Annotated in this window: 21 protein-coding genes; 8 read left to right on the top strand and 13 right to left on the bottom strand. The window is 38.8% G+C overall.

Annotated elements, in window-relative coordinates; genetic code table 11:
* Positions 1 to 21: 21 nt before the first annotated feature.
* Positions 22 to 2865: a DEAD/DEAH box helicase gene (locus LEPBI_RS16855; protein ID WP_041769920.1), complete on the bottom strand. Its 2844-nt coding sequence runs from the start codon at positions 2863 to 2865 to the stop codon at positions 22 to 24.
* A complete protein-coding gene (locus LEPBI_RS16850) occupies positions 2865 to 3575 on the bottom strand; it encodes a 7-carboxy-7-deazaguanine synthase QueE (protein WP_012390356.1) in 711 nt (236 codons plus the stop codon). Before LEPBI_RS16850 ends, LEPBI_RS16855 begins: the two co-directional genes overlap by 1 nt.
* Before the next feature lie 76 nt (positions 3576 to 3651).
* Here LEPBI_RS16850 and LEPBI_RS16845 point away from each other — a divergent pair, with 76 nt between their 5' ends.
* Positions 3652 to 5298 carry a VWA domain-containing protein gene (locus LEPBI_RS16845; RefSeq protein WP_187148065.1) on the top strand — a complete coding sequence of 549 codons (1647 nt, stop codon included), beginning with the start codon at positions 3652 to 3654 and terminating at the stop codon, positions 5296 to 5298.
* A gap of 16 nt (positions 5299 to 5314) precedes the next feature.
* Here the strand turns inward: LEPBI_RS16845 and LEPBI_RS16840 are convergent, their stop codons facing one another.
* Entirely contained in the window at positions 5315 to 5536 is a 222-nt protein-coding gene (locus LEPBI_RS16840) for a transcriptional coactivator p15/PC4 family protein (RefSeq protein WP_012390354.1), read from the bottom strand.
* A 1-nt stretch (position 5537) separates the two neighbouring features.
* On the bottom strand, positions 5538 to 6461 hold the full coding sequence (locus LEPBI_RS16835; RefSeq protein ID WP_012390353.1) for an FAD-binding oxidoreductase: 924 nt from the start codon (positions 6459 to 6461) through the stop codon (positions 5538 to 5540).
* A 275-nt stretch (positions 6462 to 6736) separates the two neighbouring features.
* On the opposite strand from LEPBI_RS16835, the gene LEPBI_RS19350 reads away from it, so the two are divergent.
* Both LEPBI_RS19350 and LEPBI_RS16825 read left to right on the top strand, forming a co-directional pair.
* The gene (locus LEPBI_RS19350; protein ID WP_264365900.1) at positions 6737 to 6871 is read left to right on the top strand and encodes a hypothetical protein; all 135 of its coding nucleotides are present in this window, start codon (positions 6737 to 6739) and stop codon (positions 6869 to 6871) included.
* Between the two features lie 16 nt (positions 6872 to 6887).
* Entirely contained in the window at positions 6888 to 7412 is a 525-nt protein-coding gene (locus LEPBI_RS16825; protein ID WP_012390351.1) for a DUF3015 domain-containing protein, read from the top strand.
* Here LEPBI_RS16825 and LEPBI_RS16820 read toward each other — a convergent pair.
* From LEPBI_RS16820 to LEPBI_RS16805, 4 genes are all read right to left on the bottom strand, one after another.
* Positions 7409 to 8053, bottom strand: a complete 645-nt coding sequence (locus tag LEPBI_RS16820; RefSeq protein WP_012476468.1) for a hypothetical protein — start codon at positions 8051 to 8053, stop codon at positions 7409 to 7411. The two genes, LEPBI_RS16825 and LEPBI_RS16820, sit on opposite strands and share 4 nt — an antisense overlap.
* A complete protein-coding gene (locus tag LEPBI_RS16815; protein ID WP_012390349.1) occupies positions 8028 to 10184 on the bottom strand; it encodes a TonB-dependent receptor plug domain-containing protein in 2157 nt (718 codons plus the stop codon). The genes LEPBI_RS16820 and LEPBI_RS16815 overlap by 26 nt, the downstream gene beginning before the upstream one ends.
* Positions 10184 to 10777, bottom strand: coding sequence for an HmuY family protein (locus LEPBI_RS16810; protein WP_041769919.1), 594 nt, complete (start codon positions 10775 to 10777; stop codon positions 10184 to 10186). Before LEPBI_RS16810 ends, LEPBI_RS16815 begins: the two co-directional genes overlap by 1 nt.
* Positions 10778 to 10846: 69 nt before the next feature.
* On the bottom strand, positions 10847 to 11389 hold the full coding sequence (locus LEPBI_RS16805; RefSeq protein WP_012476467.1) for an LIC20153 family lipoprotein: 543 nt from the start codon (positions 11387 to 11389) through the stop codon (positions 10847 to 10849).
* A 238-nt stretch (positions 11390 to 11627) separates the two neighbouring features.
* Between LEPBI_RS16805 and LEPBI_RS16800 the strand changes: the two genes are divergently transcribed.
* Together LEPBI_RS16800 and LEPBI_RS16795 are read left to right on the top strand one after the other, a co-directional pair.
* The gene (locus LEPBI_RS16800) at positions 11628 to 14084 is read left to right on the top strand and encodes a sensor domain-containing protein (RefSeq protein ID WP_012390346.1); all 2457 of its coding nucleotides are present in this window, start codon (positions 11628 to 11630) and stop codon (positions 14082 to 14084) included.
* Positions 14085 to 14096: 12 nt separating this feature from the next.
* On the top strand, positions 14097 to 15071 hold the full coding sequence (locus LEPBI_RS16795; protein ID WP_012390345.1) for a M23 family metallopeptidase: 975 nt from the start codon (positions 14097 to 14099) through the stop codon (positions 15069 to 15071).
* Here the strand turns inward: LEPBI_RS16795 and LEPBI_RS16790 are convergent.
* The gene (locus tag LEPBI_RS16790) at positions 15045 to 16091 is read right to left on the bottom strand and encodes a hypothetical protein (RefSeq protein ID WP_041769918.1); all 1047 of its coding nucleotides are present in this window, start codon (positions 16089 to 16091) and stop codon (positions 15045 to 15047) included. The genes LEPBI_RS16795 and LEPBI_RS16790 overlap by 27 nt on opposite strands.
* On the opposite strand from LEPBI_RS16790, the gene LEPBI_RS16785 reads away from it, so the two are divergent.
* Entirely contained in the window at positions 16090 to 16701 is a 612-nt protein-coding gene (locus LEPBI_RS16785; protein WP_012476466.1) for a hypothetical protein, read from the top strand. The genes LEPBI_RS16790 and LEPBI_RS16785 overlap by 2 nt on opposite strands.
* 174 nt (positions 16702 to 16875) lie before the next feature.
* On the opposite strand, the gene LEPBI_RS16780 is transcribed toward LEPBI_RS16785, so the two are convergent.
* Positions 16876 to 17889 (bottom strand): MBL fold metallo-hydrolase, encoded by a 1014-nt coding sequence (locus LEPBI_RS16780; protein WP_012390342.1) that lies wholly within the window; start codon positions 17887 to 17889, stop codon positions 16876 to 16878.
* Positions 17890 to 17957: 68 nt separating this feature from the next.
* Complete coding sequence (locus LEPBI_RS16775) at positions 17958 to 18617, bottom strand: TetR/AcrR family transcriptional regulator (RefSeq protein ID WP_012390341.1); 660 nt, start codon at positions 18615 to 18617, stop codon at positions 17958 to 17960.
* Between the two features lie 81 nt (positions 18618 to 18698).
* On the opposite strand from LEPBI_RS16775, the gene fliG reads away from it, so the two are divergent.
* Positions 18699 to 19712, top strand: coding sequence for a flagellar motor switch protein FliG (fliG, locus tag LEPBI_RS16770; protein ID WP_012390340.1), 1014 nt, complete (start codon positions 18699 to 18701; stop codon positions 19710 to 19712).
* Positions 19713 to 19726: 14 nt separating this feature from the next.
* Here the strand turns inward: fliG and LEPBI_RS16765 are convergent, their stop codons facing one another.
* Entirely contained in the window at positions 19727 to 20215 is a 489-nt protein-coding gene (locus LEPBI_RS16765; RefSeq protein WP_012390339.1) for a helix-turn-helix domain-containing protein, read from the bottom strand.
* A gap of 361 nt (positions 20216 to 20576) precedes the next feature.
* On the opposite strand from LEPBI_RS16765, the gene LEPBI_RS16755 reads away from it, so the two are divergent.
* Positions 20577 to 21533 (top strand): glycerophosphodiester phosphodiesterase, encoded by a 957-nt coding sequence (locus tag LEPBI_RS16755; RefSeq protein WP_041769916.1) that lies wholly within the window; start codon positions 20577 to 20579, stop codon positions 21531 to 21533.
* Here the strand turns inward: LEPBI_RS16755 and LEPBI_RS16750 are convergent.
* A complete protein-coding gene (locus LEPBI_RS16750) occupies positions 21530 to 21757 on the bottom strand; it encodes a TRL domain-containing protein (RefSeq protein WP_226992827.1) in 228 nt (75 codons plus the stop codon). The genes LEPBI_RS16755 and LEPBI_RS16750 overlap by 4 nt on opposite strands.
* Positions 21758 to 21858: the final 101 nt, after the last annotated feature.

Here is a 21858-nt window from a genome sequence, read left to right as displayed (position 1 = left end):
TTCAATTCTATGTAAATGAATTTAAATGCAGATATAAGTTTGGAAGAGTTGGATTCGGTGGAAAATTTTTGCTCCATTTTTGATTTTTCGCATTTCCACTGTGTATTCGTCTTTTGCTCTTTGGATTTCCTTCATTGTTTTATGAAGCACTGCTTTTTTTTCAGGTCGATTGTCCCATTTGTAGGCAGCTTCTTGCCTCATTAATTTTTCTTCCAATTGGCGAATCGTTTTTTGGTGAGAGAGTTCTACTTTGTATTCCTCTTTTTGGAAAATAGAAAGAGTTTCTTTCCGTAAGATTTCTTTTTTGATTTCGGCCTCTGATTCTACAATGGGAAAACAATGGATGAATGCTTCTTCCAACTTTGAAAGTGGGATTTCAGTTTCGGGAACGTATGTTTTTCCTTCTGTCCATTCTTTTGGTTTTTCCGTCACTACGAGCGATTTCTTTTTCTTTAAATCAAATTCGATAAAAAACAAATCTTTTCGTTTGAGTGAAAAATCAAACTCCACTTGGAAAACAAATAATATCTTTTGACTTAAATTTTGAGAGTATAAATATTTTTTCTTTCGGCCAACATTACTATGTGTTAAGAGTTCGGTTACTTTTTCGACAAATGGATGTCCAAAGGCCATAAATTCTAGCGAATCATTGGTCAGCGCTAAGTCTGAGTCAAAGGTTGCTTTTTTGACTTTTCCTTCCAAATTCTTATATTCGTAACTACCTTTTCCTGTGACAGCCAACGATCCAGGGAGTTTGTTTTGGAAAAACTTGGATCCTTCTGAAACAACTTCTTCTAAATGTTGGTTATTCCATTCTCTTTCTTCTAAGGTATGATCGTAATAATCTTTTAAATTAAAATCTAAAACTTTCGGAGTTACAAGGGCGTTTAGTTTTTCAAATCCTTTTTGGGCTACTTGGATGCGAAGATCAAACTCAGTTTCTAATTCTTCTTTCGTTTTTGTCCCTGTGATGAATTTCATCAAACTAGAATTAAAATCCAATTCCTCTTCGATGGTACCAAGTAAATCATCTGAAGCACCAATGGATTCTTCAAACAATCGGATTTTGTTTGTGAGTACTTCAAGTATCCGTTCCGCAACTGTGTCTTTAGAGGCAAAGTTAAAGATATACACATTATCTTTTTGACCAAAACGATGGATCCTTCCAATCCTTTGTTCAATTTTTAAAGGACTCCATGGAAGATCATAGTTGAAGAGTATATTGGCAAATTGTAAGTTACGTCCTTCCCCACCAGCTTCCGTACAAATTAGAATTTCATAATCCTCTTTGAATTTTTGGATCGCTACTTCTTTTTCATCCATACTAAGAGATCCATGGAAAGGAGAAACTTTGAAATCAGGTTCTAGTACGGATTGTAAATGATCCTGAGTGGTCCGAAATTGTGTGAAGATAATGAATTTTTTATGACCTTCTTTTTTCAATCGATAGAGGGTTTCTCTTAATTTTTGTGTTTTTTTATCTTCTTTGATTTGTTTGCCTAAATGGATCAAACGGTTGAGAGTGAATAACTCGCGTTTGATCCTTTGGAAACTAGACATCTCTTCATCTTCCAGTTCTGTGATAAAATCTTCTACACCTTCTGTTTCATCCAAATCCCAATCATCCAAATTGGTTTCATGTTCTTTCATATAATGGAACTTGGATTCCAACATAAATTTACGTTTCTGAAGGGCTGATAACAAGGCAATGACAGATGAATCTAATAACTTTTGGAATACTACCATGACAAAACCGATGGCACGGTTTTTGGTTCCCATCGCCATATTGTATTCTCGTTTTACATATTCGGTAGTTTCATCATAAAATGCGCGTTCAATGGGAGATAAATCAATTCGCACAGTTTTTGCAAAACGTTTGGTAAAACCACCCACTTCCACTTTACGGCGTCGGAGGAGCACTTTTGAGATTTTTTCCTTTAAGTCTCCTTTTTGTCCCACCACATAATCATTGATAAACGTATGATAAGGGCCCAAAATATTCGGATCCACTAAGTGCATGAGATAAAATAGTTCTTCTAATTTTCCACGAAAAGGTGTAGCCGTAAGGAGGAGTAAACATTCTGTCTTGCGAGCAATTTTTTCCGCAAATAGATAACCACGTGTGATTTTGGAATAATCACGTCTGAGTCTATGGGCTTCATCGAAAACAACAATGTCCCATTTGGTTCCGAGAATTTCTTCGGCATACCTTGGATTCTTGATAAAATCAATGGAAGTAATGATTTTGTTAAAATTTCTCCAATGATCTGGTCCATTGGTTACAAAGTTACGCCTACGAACAATGGCAAATTCCTCATTGAATTTGTTTTTCATTTCTTGTTGCCATTGCACAAGTAGTGGTGAAGGAGCGACCACTAACACCCGTTTGAGACCACGACGAAACATCAATTCTTTTACAGCAAGACCAGCTTCAATCGTTTTACCAAGTCCCACTTCGTCGGCCAAAATGAAACGTGGTTTCAAACTATTTGCGACTATAAAAGTGGATTCAATTTGGTGAGGTAATAAACGAGTTCTAGAGTTGGAAAGGGAAGATAGTTTATTAAAATTGTAAGTGAGTTTGAGTTGGCTTGCGGTAAGGGCAAGCTCCATGGCTTTTGGAAATTCTTCCGATACCCGAAGTGACTCTGGATACTGGTTTAAAAAATGTAGATTACGATTTGATTTGTTTACAGTGCGAAAAATTTCTTTGGATTCAAAGAATAATTCAACAGATGTAGGCGTTTCTTTCGTGACTTTTGCAAGACCTAACTCTGGTTCGTCGATTAGAAAACCATACTCATTCGATTGTTTTGGTTCAACCGTTGTTTCAAAATCTAAACTTAACTGAGTAGGGATATCCATCAAACTCCTTTCTGATTTCCCCAAAGCACTTTATGAATTTGAAGCGACAAACGACCCTTAGGTGGGTTGTCTATTTTTATCCATTCAACTAGTTCTTTGGCATCCACTTCACCGTGGACTGGCGAATACAATATATTTGTCTGTATTTTTTGTTCGCGAATGACTTCGATACTTCTTTCAAAGTCGATTCTATCACGCACAACGAACTTAATTTCGTCAAGTGAATTATGTCTCTTTTCCAAGATCTGGAAATTTTCTAGATCCATTCGGCCTTCCATCCCGGAACCCGGAAGTTTGTAATCCATAGTGAAAATAAAAAAAGGATCCAGAGTGATTTTTTCACTCCCGTTGGTTTCGACACGAGAAGAAGGGTAGGGTTTGTCGTTGTGTGTTCGGAATGAATGAATTGATTCGGCAATGGAAATGGATAGGTCTCGGTTTTTTCCTTCCAATGGTTCTCCACCCGTTAACAAAATTTGGTAACCATGCGTTGGATCTAAGGCAACGATTTCATCCATGATGGTGGAAAGTGGTTTTGTTTCTCCTTGGTTTGGACCAAGGGCATAGGGGGTATCACACCAAAGGGACCGTGTATCTGTTTTACCACAGCGAAGGGAACAACCAGCAAAACGTACAAAGACAGTTGGGATCCCTTGTGAGATCCCTTCACCAGAAATGGATGAATAAATTTCATGAATTTTTCCGTACATAGAGTTTTTCCCTTCTTGTCAGTTTCTTTGAAATTGTTCTTGCGAAAACATTAATTCGGACTTTGCTTTTGTGGTCATGTTTTTAGAAGCAAAATTGGAATACCCAATCATCAAGGAAAAGGAAGTGCAAGAAAACCATTTATTACTTAGGTTTCGCACTCCTGCCAATCCAAATGTGGAAGAACGAAAGCCACTGGTGATTGGCCTTGCCATTGACAAAAGTTGGTCAATGAAAGGGGAAAAAATGGAGGCAGTGATCGATGCTTCCTGTGCTCTCGTGAATTGGCTGACAAGACATGATGCAGTTTCGATTGTCGCTTACTCCGCTGATGTGCAACTCATCCAACCTGTGACTCACCTAACGGAAAAAGTTTCTGTTACTGACAAAATACGAAATATCCAAGTTGCTACATCTACCAATTTGAGTGGTGGTTGGTTGTCAGCGTTAAAAAGTTTGAACCAATCCAAAATCCCGAATGCATACAAACGAGTTTTATTATTAACAGATGGAAATCCAACTTCAGGAATCAAAGATAAGGAAGCACTCGTCACCATCGCAGCTGATCATTTGTCAATGGGCATCTCCACTACCACCATTGGCGTAGGGAATGATTTCAACGAAGAGATGTTAGTTGAAATTGCCAAAGCTGGTGGTGGAAATTTTTATTATATTGATAATCCTGAAAATGCTTCTGATATTTTTTTTGAAGAATTTGGCGATATTGGAGCTTTGTATGCGCAGGCCATCGATGTGGAACTCCAACTTGCACCAGGTGTTCGTCTCAAACAAGTATTATCAGAAACATCTCATCAAGTTATGGAAGAATTTGATGAATTCTTAGGAGATGCCAAAACCATTTCCAGACAAAAGATCAATTTACAATTAGGAGACCTTAGGGCTGACGATTTAAGGAATTTGGTATTACGATTGGAGATAGATGATCGAGTCAACGAAACCAACACTCCGTTTTGTGAAGTGAATGTATCTTATTATAATCTTTTGAAACAGAATGTTTTGGAATCGGTGAAGCAAACTTTTTCTTTTGAAAGAGGAAAGAACACTGGCAAACAAGACCCCGATGTATTAGTAGAGATATTGATATCAAATGCCTCTCTTGGAATCAAAGAAATCACTGATTTTGTCAGACGTGGTCACATAGAAGACGCCAAAACAATGTTATTTGGTCTTATACAAGACATTCGCAACAACCTTCATTATGCACCGAATGCTTTAGGTTCTCTTCTCAATCGATTGTTAGTCTTAGAATCGAAAATGACTACAAAATCAGATGATTTGCACAAACACTTATTTATGAATTCGCAAATGATGTCCAAAGGACCAGAAAAAATTGATTTAAAGAATATTGAAGTTCACAATCAAATCTTTGAATACCATACCGTGGGCGACATCGATTTGTACAAATGCCCCGAAATCAAACAAACAATTGAACAAAAAATGGCAGAAGGGTTTCGGTATATGATTTTTGATTTTTCTCACTCTTCCCATATCGATTCGTCCGCAATCGGAATGGTGATTCAAATTGTTGGTTGGTTACGAAAGAGAGGTGGGGAACTTGTTGTGACAAACATAAGAGATTCCGTCAAAAAAATCTTTGAACTCACTCGGTTGTACAATCACATCCGAGTGGCGGAGAGTTTAACCTCTGCGAATGAGGTATTGCAGAGGATTGTGTATGCTAACGAAGGTGACGAGATCGTTTAAAAAACGATTGGTATCGTTACGCTAACCAACGTTCTGCTTCTTCGATGGCTTCCTTTAATTCGCTAACCAAAGTTGGTGCAATGGCAACTCCTTTTTGAGTGGGTTTTAGTTCCCCATTCGGATCCGTGTACCAAACTCGAATGTTAAAAAAAGTTTGTCCCTTGTATTCGGAAATCTCCACGCGGATGACTTCCCCTCTGCCTTTGTCAATGTCTCGGATGATTCCTGTTTTTGCCATGTTAGTACGTCTCTACAAATAATTGTTCTTTTTCTTCCAGGTGTTTTTTGAAAGCTTCATAGGTTGAATCAGTGCCACAAGCTGACATGATTTCCTGAATCACTCCCTTTTCCATTCCCTTCGGACCGCCACAAATATAAAACTTACCGTTTCCATTCACAGCATTTTTAATGGCCTCTGCGTTTTCTTTTGCACGGTGAGTGATGTACATTTTGCCTCCATCAAACGAGTTTTTTTCCTCACGACTAATTGCTGTTACAAAATGGAAATTGGAAAATTCTTTTGTTTTGTCTTCAAAATAATCTCGGAGGACAATTTCATCTGAATAAGGAGCCCCGTAAATGAGCCAAAGATTCCCTTGGAACTGGATGAGTTTTTGCACGAGTAGTTCTTCCACCATCCCAAGAAAAGGGCTAATCCCGGTCCCTGTTGCAAAAAAGAAAATGTCACCGGAAAAATCGGTTTGAGGCAAGAGGAATTTTTTGCCCGCGGGACCTGTCATTGTGACCACATCACCTGGTTTTAGATCACAAAGATAATTGGAACAAACCCCTTTGTGGAGTAAGTTTCCATTTTCATCATAGACATTATCTCGTTTCACAACGAATTCAATATTGTCCTTGGTTTGGCCAAAACTATAGGAGGGAGAGGCGATGGAATACAAACGAACCGTATAACTCGCATCAGCTAGGCCTTTGGTTTGTTTTTCTGGGTCGAGGCCTGGTGGGATGATCCCAGCACTTTGCCCAATCATGTAGGGATATACCGAATGATCGATGGCAATGGTGATGCGGTGGACAGCGGCATCTCCTTCTCTCATCGAACGTTTGCCTTTTCCGAGTTCTGGAGTCAAACGCGTGTTTGCCAATACTTGGGCTTGGATAGGATTGGATTTTTTGAATAAATTGATCTGAGGGGTAAGCAAAGTCGTCCTCGTAACGGGTGATTTTACGTCAAGTTTGGCAAGGTTGGGCTTCGGGAAAAGGAGAACTTGGATCTTTCATTTTTCGTCCTCGGAATTATGTCTCTTCCTTGACTCCAAATTTAGATTTTTTAAACTTTAGTCATTCCGGCCCACCCGCCGATCCTTAAACCATAAGGGAAACCAATTGCATGAGATCGACAGAAGTACAAGAAAAGAAGTCCTATCCATTTCCGAACTCCGTCCTTCAACAAAAATTGGAGAGTTTCACGAATACAATGCTCCAATCTCTGCAACCAGAAAGTAAAGAAGAAACCACCTGGGCTGTGATTTCGATGGCAGGAGAAGTTTTGGCACAAGGTTCACACCATCCTCAGATCGACAGAACTTCCGATTCCTTATTTACGTTTTAGAATTGGAGTTTGATTTATGTTTTCCTTCCCTCGTTTGATTCTTTTTATCTTTCACATAACAATCATTAGCATATTATCTGTATTACATTTCAAACCATTACACGCAGAACCATATGGAATGGCAGGATGCGGTCTTGGTTCTATGGTGCCTGTTTGGAAAAATGACATTGGTCAAATCCTTGCTGCAACAACCAATATCAGTTTTTCTTCTCAAACATTTGGAATCACATCGGGAACTTCCAATTGTACAAATGACGGTATCGTAAAAAAAGAAATGGCCCAAGAAGTATTCATCGCTTACAACGAAGCACCTTTAGAACTCGAAACGACCAAAGGTTCTGGCGAAAGGATTCGTGCCATGGCAACTCTATTAGGTTGTCCAACACATGCTTCTGAATTGGGCAAACTCATGAAAGAAAACCATTCATATCTTTTTGCTAAATCTAAATTAGAAACAGAAATTCGTTCCAAAGAAATTTTAACACGAATTAAAACACAAATAGCTTCTGATAAAACTTTAAGTTTAGTTTGTTCTCATTAATCTCGGATCACACGTGAAATTTCGGAGTTGTATCGATAAGCAGCTTCGGTTTGACCTAAGTATCCATAAGCACCAAGTTCAAATAAAAAAGAAGCTGTGATTCCGTAACCACCATCAGGGACAGAGTCACATCCCTTTTTCCCTGCTGGGTGGATCTTCCAATCTCTTGTGTTCAAAAATGGAAAGTCATCGGGACAAACTACATGGCTATAATTTTTTCCATCGGCATGCCTTGCTTCGTGTAATAAAACCAGTATCCGATCCAGTCGATTGAGATTAAAAAATCCTCTCCCTAGGAGAACCTCACCATCTTGGTACATCGCCACAAAATCTCCCGTGGAACCAAAGGAATACTTTTTGATCCGAGTTTGAATCCAACGGGAAATTTTTTTACCAGAAAAAGGAAATTTAAAAAATGATTCGAACTGTGTATGACGATTGTAAGTGGATTTGTCGATTTTAATCCGTTTGGGTTCCAAAGATTCCAGGTAGGAATACGTTTCTTTCAGTATTTTGTTTTGTTTGGCAGTTAACTTCGATTCATCGGCAAATAGAATTTGAATGGAAAAAAATAAGAACAAAACTCCAGAGAATACTATTTTGATGGCATTGGATTTAGAATGTAGCTTGGAGTCCGCCATAGTAAAACCTTGGACGAATAGGATTGTAAGTAAGCTCGTATTGGTCCAAAACATTGTCTACTCCTAAAAATAGCGACATCCTCCCTTCAAAAAATTTTTTCTCCATCCGAACGTTTAGAAGAGTGAATGGTTTTCCATAAACGACTTTATTGTTTTCTTCTACACTTCGTGTTTGTTGGTCAATGAGGGCAGTACTAGTTCCTGTTGTAAACTCATTGGTTGTACTATAAAAAGGCCGTTTGTCTAAACGTTTGGCACGAAGGGCAAATTCCCAACCACCAGGTGCATTCACAAAAAAATTCATCGTACCTTGGTGGAGTGCACGCCCTTCTAGAGGTCTATCCGTTGTTAGGTCCCTTGTGTCGGTTTGGTTGTAGCCAAGTTCAAGTGCAAAGTATTTCCAAAAACGAACACGGGAGCCAGCTTCCACTCCTCTCGTATATGCACGTTGTACGTTCTTTAATTGGAAATTGGCAAATTCACTTGTCCTTGTTCCAAAAGTATATTGGATGAGATCCGTAATATCATTCCGGAACACACTCAAAGACAAAGTCCAATACTTAAACGGTGAGTATTCGATATCAGCATTGACTGTTGTTGATTTTTCAGGACGAAGTTTGTCGTTTCCTTCCACGACATAACCAACGCCAGGGTTTTCAAATCGTAAGTACAATTCGCGAAAGGAAGGTGGGCGAAATCCTTTTCCGTAACTGGCTCGAAAGACTAAGTTACTTGTGATATCGACTTTGGTCGCAATTTTGGGAGTGGTTTGTCCTCCAAATTGTGAATCTACATCATGGCGAACTCCAGGAACTAATCGCCAAACAATACCTTGGCGCCATACCACCCATTCATCTTGTAAGAATGCAGCTCTTCTTGTACGGTAAGCGTTCCTTCGTTCCAAACGATCTGTTTGTAGTTCTTCTGAAAATGATTCAAATCCAGCAGTGATCATGTGGTCTTTGTGAATTTCATGATCGATTTGGGCCACACCTTGCGAGGAAAATTCGTTTGTGATTTCTTTTACATCGAGTTCGTTGGAATTTCTTTGGTCTAATTTATAATGATTTTCCCAACGTGAAAAGTTTCCACGAAGAGAAACCATATTTCGTTTTCCATAAGTGTATTCAAGTGCACCTAACGCTAAAAAGTCGTTCGTCATGTTCGACCGATCAAAAACACCGCCAGTGGAACGTGAGTCAATACCAGCTTGGTTGCGGTTCAGATAATTGATTCCAGTTTTGACTTTAAATTGTCCATCGGGATTAAACGTCATATTCCCTCCAAGGTTATTGTCTTGGAAAGAGTTTCCCGTTGTGGCTGGCGTTCTTGGATCTAGGTCATAAGCACCTGCTTGGTTAAACCCACCAAAAAAATTAGTCGCCACAAAATCATTTTTGAATCCAACATCGGCGATCATGTTTTTTTCGCCTTGGGATCCAAAGTTCATTTGGCGACCGTTACCGTAAGAAGTGCGGAATTGATAATGTTCTGGTTTTTCAGCTTGTTTTGTGATGATATTGATCACACCGCCAATGGCATCTGCTCCGTAAAGGGAAGAAGAACTTCCTTTTACAATTTCAATCCGTTCAATGTTTTGTACCTTAAAACGAGTTAAATCAATGGTGTTGTTGAGCCTTCCTGCCACACGTTGGCCATCAACTAAAAATAAGACATACTTCGAATCGAGTCCCAACATTTGTACTTGGGATCCACCAAAAAAAGGTGTAACATTGATTCCAATTTGTGTATCCAGCACCTCACCTAAGTTACGTGCACCCGTTTGTTCGATCCTTTTTCGTGAGATGACTTCTGTAGCCACGGCGGAGTCTTTGAGACGGCGTTCTCCTCGTGATCCAGTTACAACAATTCCATTTTTATTGTCCAAATCTTTGAAACGATCTTCTTCAGCCGTTTCTTCTGGTTTAGATTCTTCTGTTCCCGGTTGTGAATTTGGTTTTAAATTTGTTGGGTCTTGGGTAGTTTCGTTTTTTGGATCAGCAGGTGTTGTTTCAGTTTTGGGAATTGGTTTTGTTATTTTTCCATTTGTACGTGTTTGTGCATGGAGTTCTCCAAAAAATAAAAGAAACAAACAAAGGATTGGAATACAAAATTGTAGATTCAGTGTCATTATGGAAGTTTTTTCCATCGGATGGTTGGGTAACCAGAGGTACCTGCATCACTATAATAATTTTCAATATGTACGGCGTATACCGAAGTTCCTGTACCAGAACGGATTAAGAAGATATCGGGTTTTGGAGTTAAAAAACCAATTGTATAAAAATACCATTCTGTAGCGAGAGGATTGCCTATATATACTGCTCCTGCTCCACCTATCCCTTGTGTGGTGGAAGCCACATCAATGGAAAAATTGGTACAACCTTGAGAGGCCGCAGAAGTGGAACTAGCCACACCAAAATCAGTTGTGTTACTTTTGCAAGCTCCACCGAGTCCAAATCGATTGGTTTCTCCTGAATTTGTAGCCACCTTATACCGGTTAAATGCGATGTCCCAGGTGAGGGAATCTTTTTCGGAAAATGGGATTTGTTTATTCCCTTCGAATTGAAAGTAGATAAAAAAGTCTAAATTAGTGGCATTGAATCTTGTTGAATAACTCCCGTCACCAATGGCACGGGAGAATACAATTTTATCCAAAGCATTGGGATTGCCAGCATTCACTATACTTGTGATCAGATTGTTCACAAATAATTCTTGGTCGGTCAAGGCAGATTTCTGCCTTGCACATGCACTGAATAGAATTAGAATCCCAACGATTACGTACTTCAACTGAATCTATAAGTTGGTAACAGTATAAGTAATATTCGCCGCTTGTCCACGCGAAGGGATTGCATAAAAGAAGATGTAATAGTCTCCTGCTCCGTTAAACGTGATACTACCATTTGATCCATCAAGCGTGTATGAATTGGTAAATTCAGCTGATGCTGTTAGATTTGATGGTGCAAAACCGGTTGTTGTAGAAGTAGCTAGGGGGCATGCGGAAGATTGGTAAACAATCACAAATGACTTTCCGCTAAGTGCCACTTGCGTGGTGTTTTTGGCCGTTAGTTTCAAGGCTGCAGTTTGGTGTCCTACGACTGGCACCGATCCAATTTTACTAATGGTTCCTGTTCCGTTCGCAGTCACTGCTGTGGTAAAGGTATTGATACTTGCTCTCGGCGGTGCCGACACAGTGCAATCCCCTTGGGAACTAAATAACGCGGATGCCAACAACAATGTTGTTGTATCTTCCTCTTCTTTTTTCTCGCACTGCAGGCTAAGTCCAGCCACGAGAGCTAGTAGAACCAATGATTTAAACTTTGTAGCTAGGGAATTCATAAGAACCTCGGTCTTTTTTATCCAAACTTCCGTACTGTTATTGAGAATCAATTTCATTTTATAGAGAATGGTCTTTTTTTCAAATAGTGACAGTACTGTGACAGCATCAGCTGAATTCCCATTGGTTTGGTCAAAATGACAACACGCGAATGGGGAACCTTGCTTGTGCATCGCATAGGCGTATGGTTAAAAAAATCAATTGTAAGGAAAAGGATTTTTCGTCTACTATGCCTAGGTCATGTCACTGAAGCAGATCACAATCTATATTGAAGAATCTGAGCTGAATTTCTTTAACAGGCTATTACGGGACATAACAAACATCGATACATGCCATGTGCATAGTTTCCCATCGATCTTAAAAATCAAACCTGGAACCATACAAGACTCTGCCGTTTTTTTATTTTGGAATGATTCCAATGCGATGGAGAAACAAAAATTTATTTTTGAACACTTTCCAGAATCACCGTATGTCATTTTATCCACAAATCTTCTCAGTCCCGAAGATCTCTCGCAAGTGGCACACCCAACATTCTTACATTTAGCAGAACCAACTTACTCGGTGGGTACTTTAGATTTAGTTTTAAACTTCGCAGAACGCCTGATAGAAGACATGAACCGGTCAATTGCTTATGACAAAATCCGTGAAAAGGTTGTGGTCTTAGAAAACGTCTTTGAAGAATCGTTAGACGTATTGATGCAAATAGATCCAAACACCAAACATATCATCAATGCGAACAAACAAGCCGTCGTTGTTTTGGAATATGCGCTGGAAGAAATTGTTGGCAAAGAGTTTTCATACTTTATGCCACCAGTGGAAGTGGATGAAGACGCTGAGTTTGAAGGAAATTTAATCGAAAGCACGGCCTTACGAACCAAATCAGGCAGGTTGATACCCACAGAGTCCTCGTTTCGATTGTTTCCTGTGAATGGTAAGATGGCGATTTGGGCCACCTTTCGTGATATCACGGATCGTAAACGTTCCCAAGAACAAGTCAAAAACCAAAAAGCTTTTTATGAATTCATTTTGGATAATTTAGATTCAGACATTGCCGTATTAAATTCCAATTTTGAATATGAGTATACAAATCCAGTATTTTTATCCAATCGGGAAATTCGTAAGTGGTTGTACAAAAAAACAGATGTTGATCTAGCTGAAAAGTTGGACCTTCCTCAAGAATTTTATGAACGTAGAAAAAAATTCTTAGATATTGCCGCTAAAAATAATGAAATTGTCGAATTTGAAGAACTCATTCAGGACCAAAACGACAAAGTAACCTATTTACTTAGAAAATACATACCGATTGATGACTCAGAAACCAATCAAAAACGGTTTATTAGTTTTGGAGTTGATATCACAGAACGAAAGTTATCCGAAGAAAGGATCACCTATCTTGCTTACTACGATGCGTTGACAGGTTTAGCAAACCGAACTTTATTCATCGACCATGCCAACCAAGCTCTTAAAAATCATAAATCGACGGAAACCTTACTCGCCTTCTATTTTTTTGATATCGATAATTTTAAATTCATCAATGACAGTTTGGGTCATACAAAAGGTGATATTTTATTACAGATGGTCGGAGCCAGACTCAAACGAGTGATGACAGAAGTGGATACGGTGGCTCGTTTTGGTGGAGATGAATTTGCGATTCTAAAAGTGGATGTTTCGAATAAAAGTTCAGCCGCTGAATTTGCTCAGAAGATATTAGATATATTAAGCCAACCGTTTCATATTATGGGTCGCGATTTGTTCACAACGATTAGTATGGGAATTGCCTTATCTCCGAATGATGGAGTGACTTCGGCAGAATTATTAAAAAATTCAGACATGGCAATGTATAAGGCGAAGGAACTTGGCCGAAATAATTATAAATTTTATACCAATGAACTGATATTACGTTCCGAAAAACGATTGTACATCGAAAATTCACTTCGTAAAGCAATTCAAAACGAAGAATTACTCTTATTCTTCCAACCAAAAATATCGACCATCACCAACCAAGTTTGTGGGGCAGAAGCTCTCATCCGATGGAAGCACCCGGAACGTGGTTGGGTTCCACCAATTGAATTTATCCCGGTGGCAGAAGACTCAGGGATCATAGAAAGGATTGGGGATTGGGTTTTGGAAGAAGCTTGTCGTTTGAAAAAACAATGGAGTGAAAAAAATCTCCCCAGTTTTCCATTGAGTATCAATGTGAGTGGAAAACAACTTGCACGCGCTAACTGGTCGCACCGAGTGCAGGCAACGATTTTACAATACGGAATCAATCCAGAAGAAATTGAATTGGAACTCACTGAAAGTTCTATCATGGAAAATCCCGAAAAAAGTATCGAGGCCTTTGAATATCTCTCAGAACTAGGAATTAAAGTTTCTATTGATGATTTTGGAACTGGGTATAGTTCGTTAAGTTATTTAAAAAAGATCAATGCTGATGTGATAAAAATTGATCGTTCTTTCGTAGTGGACTTGGAACTGAATGAAGATGATAGAGCCATTTGTAAAGCCATCATCAATATGGCACATTCATTGGGACTTGAAGTGATTGCAGAAGGAGTGGAAAATCCGGCCCAAAGGGATTTGTTACATGATTTAGGATGCCATATGATCCAAGGTTATTTGTATAGTAAACCCCTCCCTGAAGATGAATTTGTTGTCTTTGTGCAAAAATTTAACGAATCTGCCAAAACAAAATAGCCGAAATTTTGAATGATGGTTCGTTCTATTTCTATCCTATCCTTCATTTTATTTTTTGTCCAAGCCGTTCCCGCAGAATCTCGCGAAGTCAAAAAGAAAATTCCAAAACATACTGTAAGCTCTGGAAATTATTTTGTTAAAAAAGAAGAGAAGAATTTTTCGCTTCTGATGGAAGCTCGCCGTTTTGGTCGAGGGGAAGTGATTTTTTTACGTTTAACTCCGAAAGATAAAAAATGGATCAATGAATCATATAAACTGAGTTGGTTAGGGAAGGATGTAATCCTAACCAAACGGGAAAATAGTATGATTGCTTTTTTGCCCATTTCTCCTGACACTCCGGCGGGAGCGATGACTTTGGAAATCGTTTCCAAAATCTTTTTTGTGAAACGGGGGCAAAAACAATATCAAATTATATTGGAGCCAACCAAGTTCCAAGTGATCAAAAAAAACCAACAGATCAAAGTAGATGAAAAATTTGTCACGAAGGAACTTCCAAAAGAAACTTTGGATTTTATCCAAGAGTGTAAAAATGCGAAAGAAACCGCATTTACGAAATCAAGTCAATTGCAGTTCCAAAAAAACTTTAAAAATCCACTCGAATCCATTTACATTACAAGTAAGTTCTATGTTAGGCGAGACTATAATAACAAACAAGGCCGTCCACATGGAGGAGTTGATTTTCGAGGTAAAACGGGAACACCAATTCTAGCGATCCAAGATGGAACTGTTGTCTTAGCTCAAAAAACATACTATGAAGGAAATTTTACCATCATCGATCATGGAAACAAAATCTTTTCCTTCTATATGCACCAAGACGAAATCAAAGTAAAGGTGGGTGAATTGGTAAAACAAGGACAACAAATTGGAACTGTTGGTACGACAGGTATGTCTACAGGTCCTCACTTACATTTAGGTGCAAAAATCAATGGAGTGTTAGTGGATCCACTTTCTCTGATTGCATTACAATCCATTTCTGAATCGAATTGATGCCAAAAATTCTCGAATCACTTGTTCGTGAATTTCTCCTTTTTCAAGATTTTCAGTGATATGTAACAAAAGTTTGTCGTGATTTGAGTTTTCTAAAATCATAAAACCTGTTTTGGAATATCTAGGTCTCATTAAGTCATAAAAAGTCCAAAACTTCGAAACTAAAATGAAATCTTCGACTTCCGTTTGTTGGATTTCTTGGAGGTCTTCGATGTCCCCTTTACTCACTTGGATTTGTAAAAATTCAGAAAATTCCTGAATGGCTTGGTTTTTTTCAAACCCAACATAGTCTGGAAAATAAAAAATCCGAACAAATGGATAGCGTTCCGCATCATGGTCACTGAAAGATAATAATCCTGCAATTTGACCAACCCCTGTTTTGTTTTCCAAAGTTAGATCCTCTGGTTTGTAAAAAAACATACCTTCTGGTAAAGTAAAACCGAACTGAAGTTCCTCGTTCCAATATTGATTGTTATTTGTAAGTGTCCACTTGTTGAGATCTTTTTCTTCGATTTGGTATTTGTTTTTGAAAAGTAAGTAGGCTGAAAATATTTCCGCACCTTGTAATGACTTAAACGAAATCAAGGCATTACTTACGACAAGACAAAAGGCAAGAATGAGCCTTGCATATTCCGTGATTTGTAAAATTCGAATAAAAAATGTTATGGTGATGAAGATTACTAAAAAAACAATCCCTGCTTCAAAAATCAAAACTTCAGCTAACCATAAGGCAAAGATAAAAAGAACCAAAACTCCAATTTCAATCAAAGGATGAAAGGTTTCTTTCCAATAAAATTGGATGAGATACAAGCTGGCATAGGTTATGATTATCCCTACAAAAAGTGAGACAAAACACAATACAAAGATATAATGCCAAGGGAGATGTGATTCATGGTATATGAAAAACGGAACAACGAGAATAGTATAAAGTAATAGTAAATTTCTTGTCGTGCTAGGTGAGAAAAATTTGGAAAAGAAACCACTTGCCTGATTTTTGATTTTACTTAGTATTTGGTTCATGTCAGCGATTACAGACTTCTTTCAAAAAATCCAAAACCAAATCGTGGAAATCCAAACTACCATCAACCAGATCAAAACTAGTTGGGAGAATTTTCAAAAGTTTTGGGATTTGTTTTTTACTTTAGTCCCTTGGGAAGTTCTCCTCTTACTCATCTTTTCTGTCATCCTCCTTTCTATTTTTAACTCCATCTCCCCGAGTACTCCCAAAGCCAATTTGACTCTGGCTGTGGTATTCCTAGCTTTTCTTTGGGTCTATTTTTGGGGTTTGTTTTCCAAGGAAGTGTCCTATCAGAAAGTGATTGTCGCTTCTCTTTATATCCTTGTACCTTTACATGCGATTGGAGTTGGGATGTGGGTATATGGGTTTGGAAAAAAACTTTATTGGAAAAAAAGAAGGATCTCACCCAAACTTTGGGATTCTGCACTCCACCAAGTTTCATTGGACTACCATCAATTGATGGGTAAATTACATGGATTTCATGACTCAATCTTTGAAAATCGTGAAACAATCGAAACAGAAATCCAACAATTGGAATCTTCCTTACAGGGGATTAAATCTTTGCTTTTGCAAAAAGAAAAGACAGAGAGCATCCATCCCAAGGATTCTTAAAGTTGATTTTAGATCCAAAAACGAGAACCTTTATGAATGATAATTTTGAATTCAGTTTAGTTTGTACCTTTAAATCCAAGTACCGTACTACACAATAAGGAAATGTCGAAAACCAATCCTATCAAATTTCATTCATCCTTTATCATCAATACTCTTGGGAAATGACTAACAAATTCATTCTTTTTTATGCGAAGAAGTCTTTCCAAAGGATTGCATTGTCACTAAGTTCTTGCCTCCAATTACCTTTGGATAGAATCCGAGTGGATTTTGTGTATCATGATCGTGAGCTGGGATCACAACTAGTTTTGGATTTTGATTCATCAGTCCATGAACGCGGACAATTTCTTCTCCGAGTTTCACTACATCATAATCCACGATCCATCTGGCACCTCTTGGTTTGTGTTTGAGTTCCAAAAACCCTTCTTTTCTCCAAACGATATCACCCGTTAAAAAATAGACTTCACCGTTTTCTGTGTGTAAAAATAGACCAACAGATCCTTCACTATGACCTTTCATAGGAACAAATACAACGGTCCCATCACCAAACCAATCTAGATGATTCGCATAAGGACCGTAAGGTTGATTGCTGAATGTAAGGTGGTTCCATTTCACAGAATCTCCATCAAATTGGGAGGGGATGTAACCAAGTGCAATGTCTGGATGATTCAATTCTTCCTTCACACTATGGATTTTGGCATTCGGAAAGTCTTTGAGTCCACTGGCATGGTCCCAATGCAAATGAGAAAAGAATACATCCTGAATGGATTTAGAATCCACACCATTGGATTCCAATTGTTCTTTGGCGGTTTGGATGAGTTTGTATTCCATCAAAATTTTGAGATACAGTGGGAATACTTCGAACTGCTCTTTGATTTTGGTCCCAAGTCCCGTATCAAATAAAAAATTTCCTTTGGGGTGTTGGATGTAGAATGCGGAGTGAGCGACAGTCACAAGTTTGGAGACAGAACCACCTTCAATGACAAAGGCTTCCAAGGTTTTTGCTTCTCCTGTTTTTACAATGGAAAAAACCAAATTTGATTTTTCCTTTGGTTTCGGAATCATATGATCAATGTTACTTGGATTCAATTTTACGGATTGATTCGGATATCCTAAAAAATACAAAATGAATCCAAAGATGAAGGTGGATGTGAGTAAGGCGAAAATTTTCTTTTTAGAAATGGATTTCATGTGTGAGGGTCCTTTTTTAAATTTTTAGTGCGAGAGAGTGATCATCAAAAATCGTTTTGTTTTTCCATTTAAGTTTGTTTTAACAAACTCTCAGCGGTTTTTTCTGCCATCCGCAATGGCTCGGCCGATTTTTGTAATTTGGAAAGTAATAAAGATCCTTCCCATAAAGCGAAAATCGAAAGGGATAAAGTTTTGGCAAGGCGTGATGTGTAACCGCTTCCCACCAAATAGGTTTCAAAGGTTTTGATCCATAGGGCATACACGTCTTTACATGCATCCGAAACAATAGTCGTTTTACCAGCGGTCTCCATGGCAGTTGTGGCGATGGGGCAACCTTTTTGGAAATTACTTGTCACAATTCTTTCCTCTAGAGCATGGAACACTTGTTTAATGGCCTGTTGTGGTGAATCACAATTCCCAAATACACTGAGAAAAAAATCATTCAATTGTTTTCCCGAGTACAGAATGGCAAGGCTTGTCAGTTCATCCTTTCCTCCTGGAAAGTGAAAGTAGAGAGAACCTTTCGGTGTCCCCGTTTCTTTCCCGAGTTCGGAGAGACCTGCCCTTTCATATCCTTCTTCTTCCAAAAGAGAGGCCATCACCTCGATCATCTTTTGTTTGGTATCGAATCCTTTTTTGCCCACAAACCCATTGGCTGAATTAATAATAGACCGGTCAACATAAAAATCTATAAACTCTCCCTTTCCAAACAAAAGGGATGGATTCATCCGATTTTCCTAGAGAATAAATCTCATTGTTTTTTTCCGACTTCGCCGATAAACTTAATAGTACGGATTTCGGGACGAAGTATGATCAATAAGAAGCCATCGCTCACAGGAAGACAAAAGGCCGCCATCTTTTTGGTAGCGGTTGGAAACGATACGGCATCCGAAATCTTCAAACACCTCCGAGAAGACGAGATCGAACAAATCACGTTCGAGATTGCTCGTTTAGATAAAATCACGCCAGAGGACAAAGAAAAAGTGCTCGTTGAGTTCAATGAACTCATGATGGCTCAGGAATTCATCACCAATGGTGGTATTGACTTTGCTCGGGGACTACTTGAAAAGGCTCTCGGGAACCAGAAAGCTATCGATATCATCAACCGGCTCACTTCGTCACTGCAAGTACGGCCATTCGACTTCATTCGTAGAACAGACCCGGCCCACCTCCTCAACTTCATCCAGGGGGAACACCCGCAGACCATCGCTCTTATTTTATCCTATTTGGATCCACAAAAAGCATCCAATATCTTATCAAACTTACCGCATCAAATTCAGGCGGAAGTTGCCAAACGAATTGCAACCATGGACCGTGTGTCACCAGGCGTACTCCGTGAAGTGGAACGCGTGTTAGAGCGTAAACTTTCGACTCTTGCTTCTGAAGATTATACTTCTGCGGGTGGTATCGATTCTGTGGTGGAGATTTTGAACTTGGTCTACCGGGGAACGGAGAAGACCATCATCGAAGCTCTGGAAGAAGAAGACCCGGAACTTGCCGAAGAGATCAAAAAACGGATGTTCGTATTCGAAGATATCGTTCTCCTCGACGACCGTGCGATCCAAAAGGTAATGCGCGAAGTGGACAACACCGATTTAGCCAAAGCATTAAAATCAGTGGATTCTGAAGTTCAGGATAAAATCTTTAAAAACATGTCCAAACGTGCGGCAAATTTACTCCGTGAGGATATGGACTTTATGGGTCCTGTTCGTTTGAAAGACGTGGAAGATGCGCAGCAAAAAATTGTAAACATCATCCGTAAACTGGAAGAAGCAGGCGAGATCGTTGTGGCTCGTGCGGGAGAAGACGAACTTGTGGTGTAGGCCACAAGTGGTTTTCAGTTACTTCGGTTGCTAAACTTTCCCCATTTTGGTGGAAATTCGACAAGCGCATCCTTTGTGCTGATTTCACCTCGTTCCAATTTTTGATTCAATGTGATCAGTTTATGCAAACTTCCCATAGAGAACGAAAGTTCGGTCACATCAAAGTCATCCAAACGCACTTTGGCATTGCGACAGAATAATTTTAATTCAGATAGAATCAATGTGACTCTTGCATTGGCGTAACGAGCGACGATTTCCTCAAATTCCTCTTCGTTAAAAAATTCGCGTTCCAAATCATAATCAAATTCATTCCGAATGAGATCGATAAGAGACAGCCCCAGTTCTTTTGCGACCAAAACGACATAATCAAATTTCGACCGGAGCCATTCTTCCGATTCCAATAACTCAATGGCTGAGCGAGGTATATTCAATTTTTCTGATAATTGAATGCGTGTGAGGTTCTTTCTTTCTCTGTAATTTCTGAAATGATTTACTTTTTCCATGAGTTCCTAAAAAAAATTGAAAAAAACCGTTATTTACGTTCTGAAAAGGCCCCAAAAACGTTTCCAACGGTTTGGATGAATAAGATTCGCATGGATTCGATTGACTTCGATTGGGAAATCTGCATTAAGCTGGAATTACGCTAAATTTCCTTTCTGGAGCCACCACCGATGTTACCGTAGGTGGTGTGCTCGTTTTTTCCATTCTTTTCCTTTTTAAGACTGGTAAAAGAGTTCAAAAAGAAACGAAACAAAGAACCCTTCTCCAATCCGCTCTTTTCTTTTTTTTCCAAAATCGAAACTTTTTTCTTACTTGATGCAATAAAATCCTTCGATGGAATTTTGCCAAAGCAGGTAACCTTTGATGAATTTGATTCGCCCATTTTATAAACTCTACTTGGTTGTAGGTTTGATTTCTTTGTTTGTTGTGAATTGTGCTACGGTAGAAACACCCAATCGATTGCGTAAGGATATCGACTTACAAGGACATCGTGGTGCACGTGGACTAAAACCAGAAAATACATGGCCAGCTTTTGAAGAAGCAATCAAATACAAAATGGTCACATTAGAACTTGATACTGTTTTAACAAAAGACAAACGAGTGGTCATCCACCATGATTCCGATACAAACCCAGTCATCTGCCAAAATGCAGACGGATCACAAATTCAAAAAAAATCATTGTATGAATTAACGCTTGCCGAATTACAAAAGTTAGACTGTGGATCAAAACAAAATCCAAATTTTCCAAAACAAATTCCAGTTCCTGACACAAAACTATTGTCTTTGGAGGAATTTTTCGAATTGGTATTAAAACATGAGAAAAAATCCAAAGAAGTATATGAATTCAATATCGAAACAAAATTCCCTGATGACGGATCGGCTCCAGATAGTTTGGTCAAAGAACATACAGAAAAACTGATCCAAATCATTGAAACCTACAAAGTAGTGAATCGTTCTACGATTCAATCGTTTGATTTACGCACCCTTGCGGTTTCAAAACAAAAAAATCCAAAAATCAAAACAAGTGCCCTCTTTGTTCCAACCTATTTCCAGGGTTTTTTAATGACGATTGGATTTGGGAATGGTTATCGCGATACTATCCTCGGTCTTGCAAAAGAGAAACAAGCAGATATCATATCACCTTATTTCTTATATGTGACTCCAAAATTTGTGAAACATTCGCATGAGAAAGGTATGATGGTGATTCCATGGACAGTGAATACTGAAAAAGAAATGAATCGATTGGTATCTTGTGGTGTGGATGGAATTATTTCTGATTATCCAGACATGTTAGATCGAACAGTTCGCAATAAAAACTAAATCCCCCAAACTACAGTGCATAGTGTCGAATAAAGAGAGAGGTAATTCGTTGCCTCTTTTTCAATTCGGAATACTTCTCGGATGCTAGCATTTTTTGTAGCTGATTCGATACTTGCATCTCCCGTAACATACAATATTCCCATACGTTTGAGACAGGACTTTCCTTGTTTTAACGTTTGTTTGGGGGAGAGGTCTTTCCGATAAGGCAAGAGTATAGGAAGCATATAAAATACCAGTAGGACCAAGGCCTTGGGGTTGTCCGAGATTGGCACAGGAATGGATCGATGACAAACACATTCCAATGATGATGTAATTGATATAACGT

Origin of the sequence: Leptospira biflexa serovar Patoc strain 'Patoc 1 (Paris)', assembly GCF_000017685.1 — a bacterium.
Lineage (GTDB): Bacteria > Spirochaetota > Leptospiria > Leptospirales > Leptospiraceae > Leptospira_A > Leptospira_A biflexa.
The sequence above is the reverse complement of the archived record's forward strand: the minus strand, read 5'-3'. Positions and strand labels throughout refer to the sequence as shown.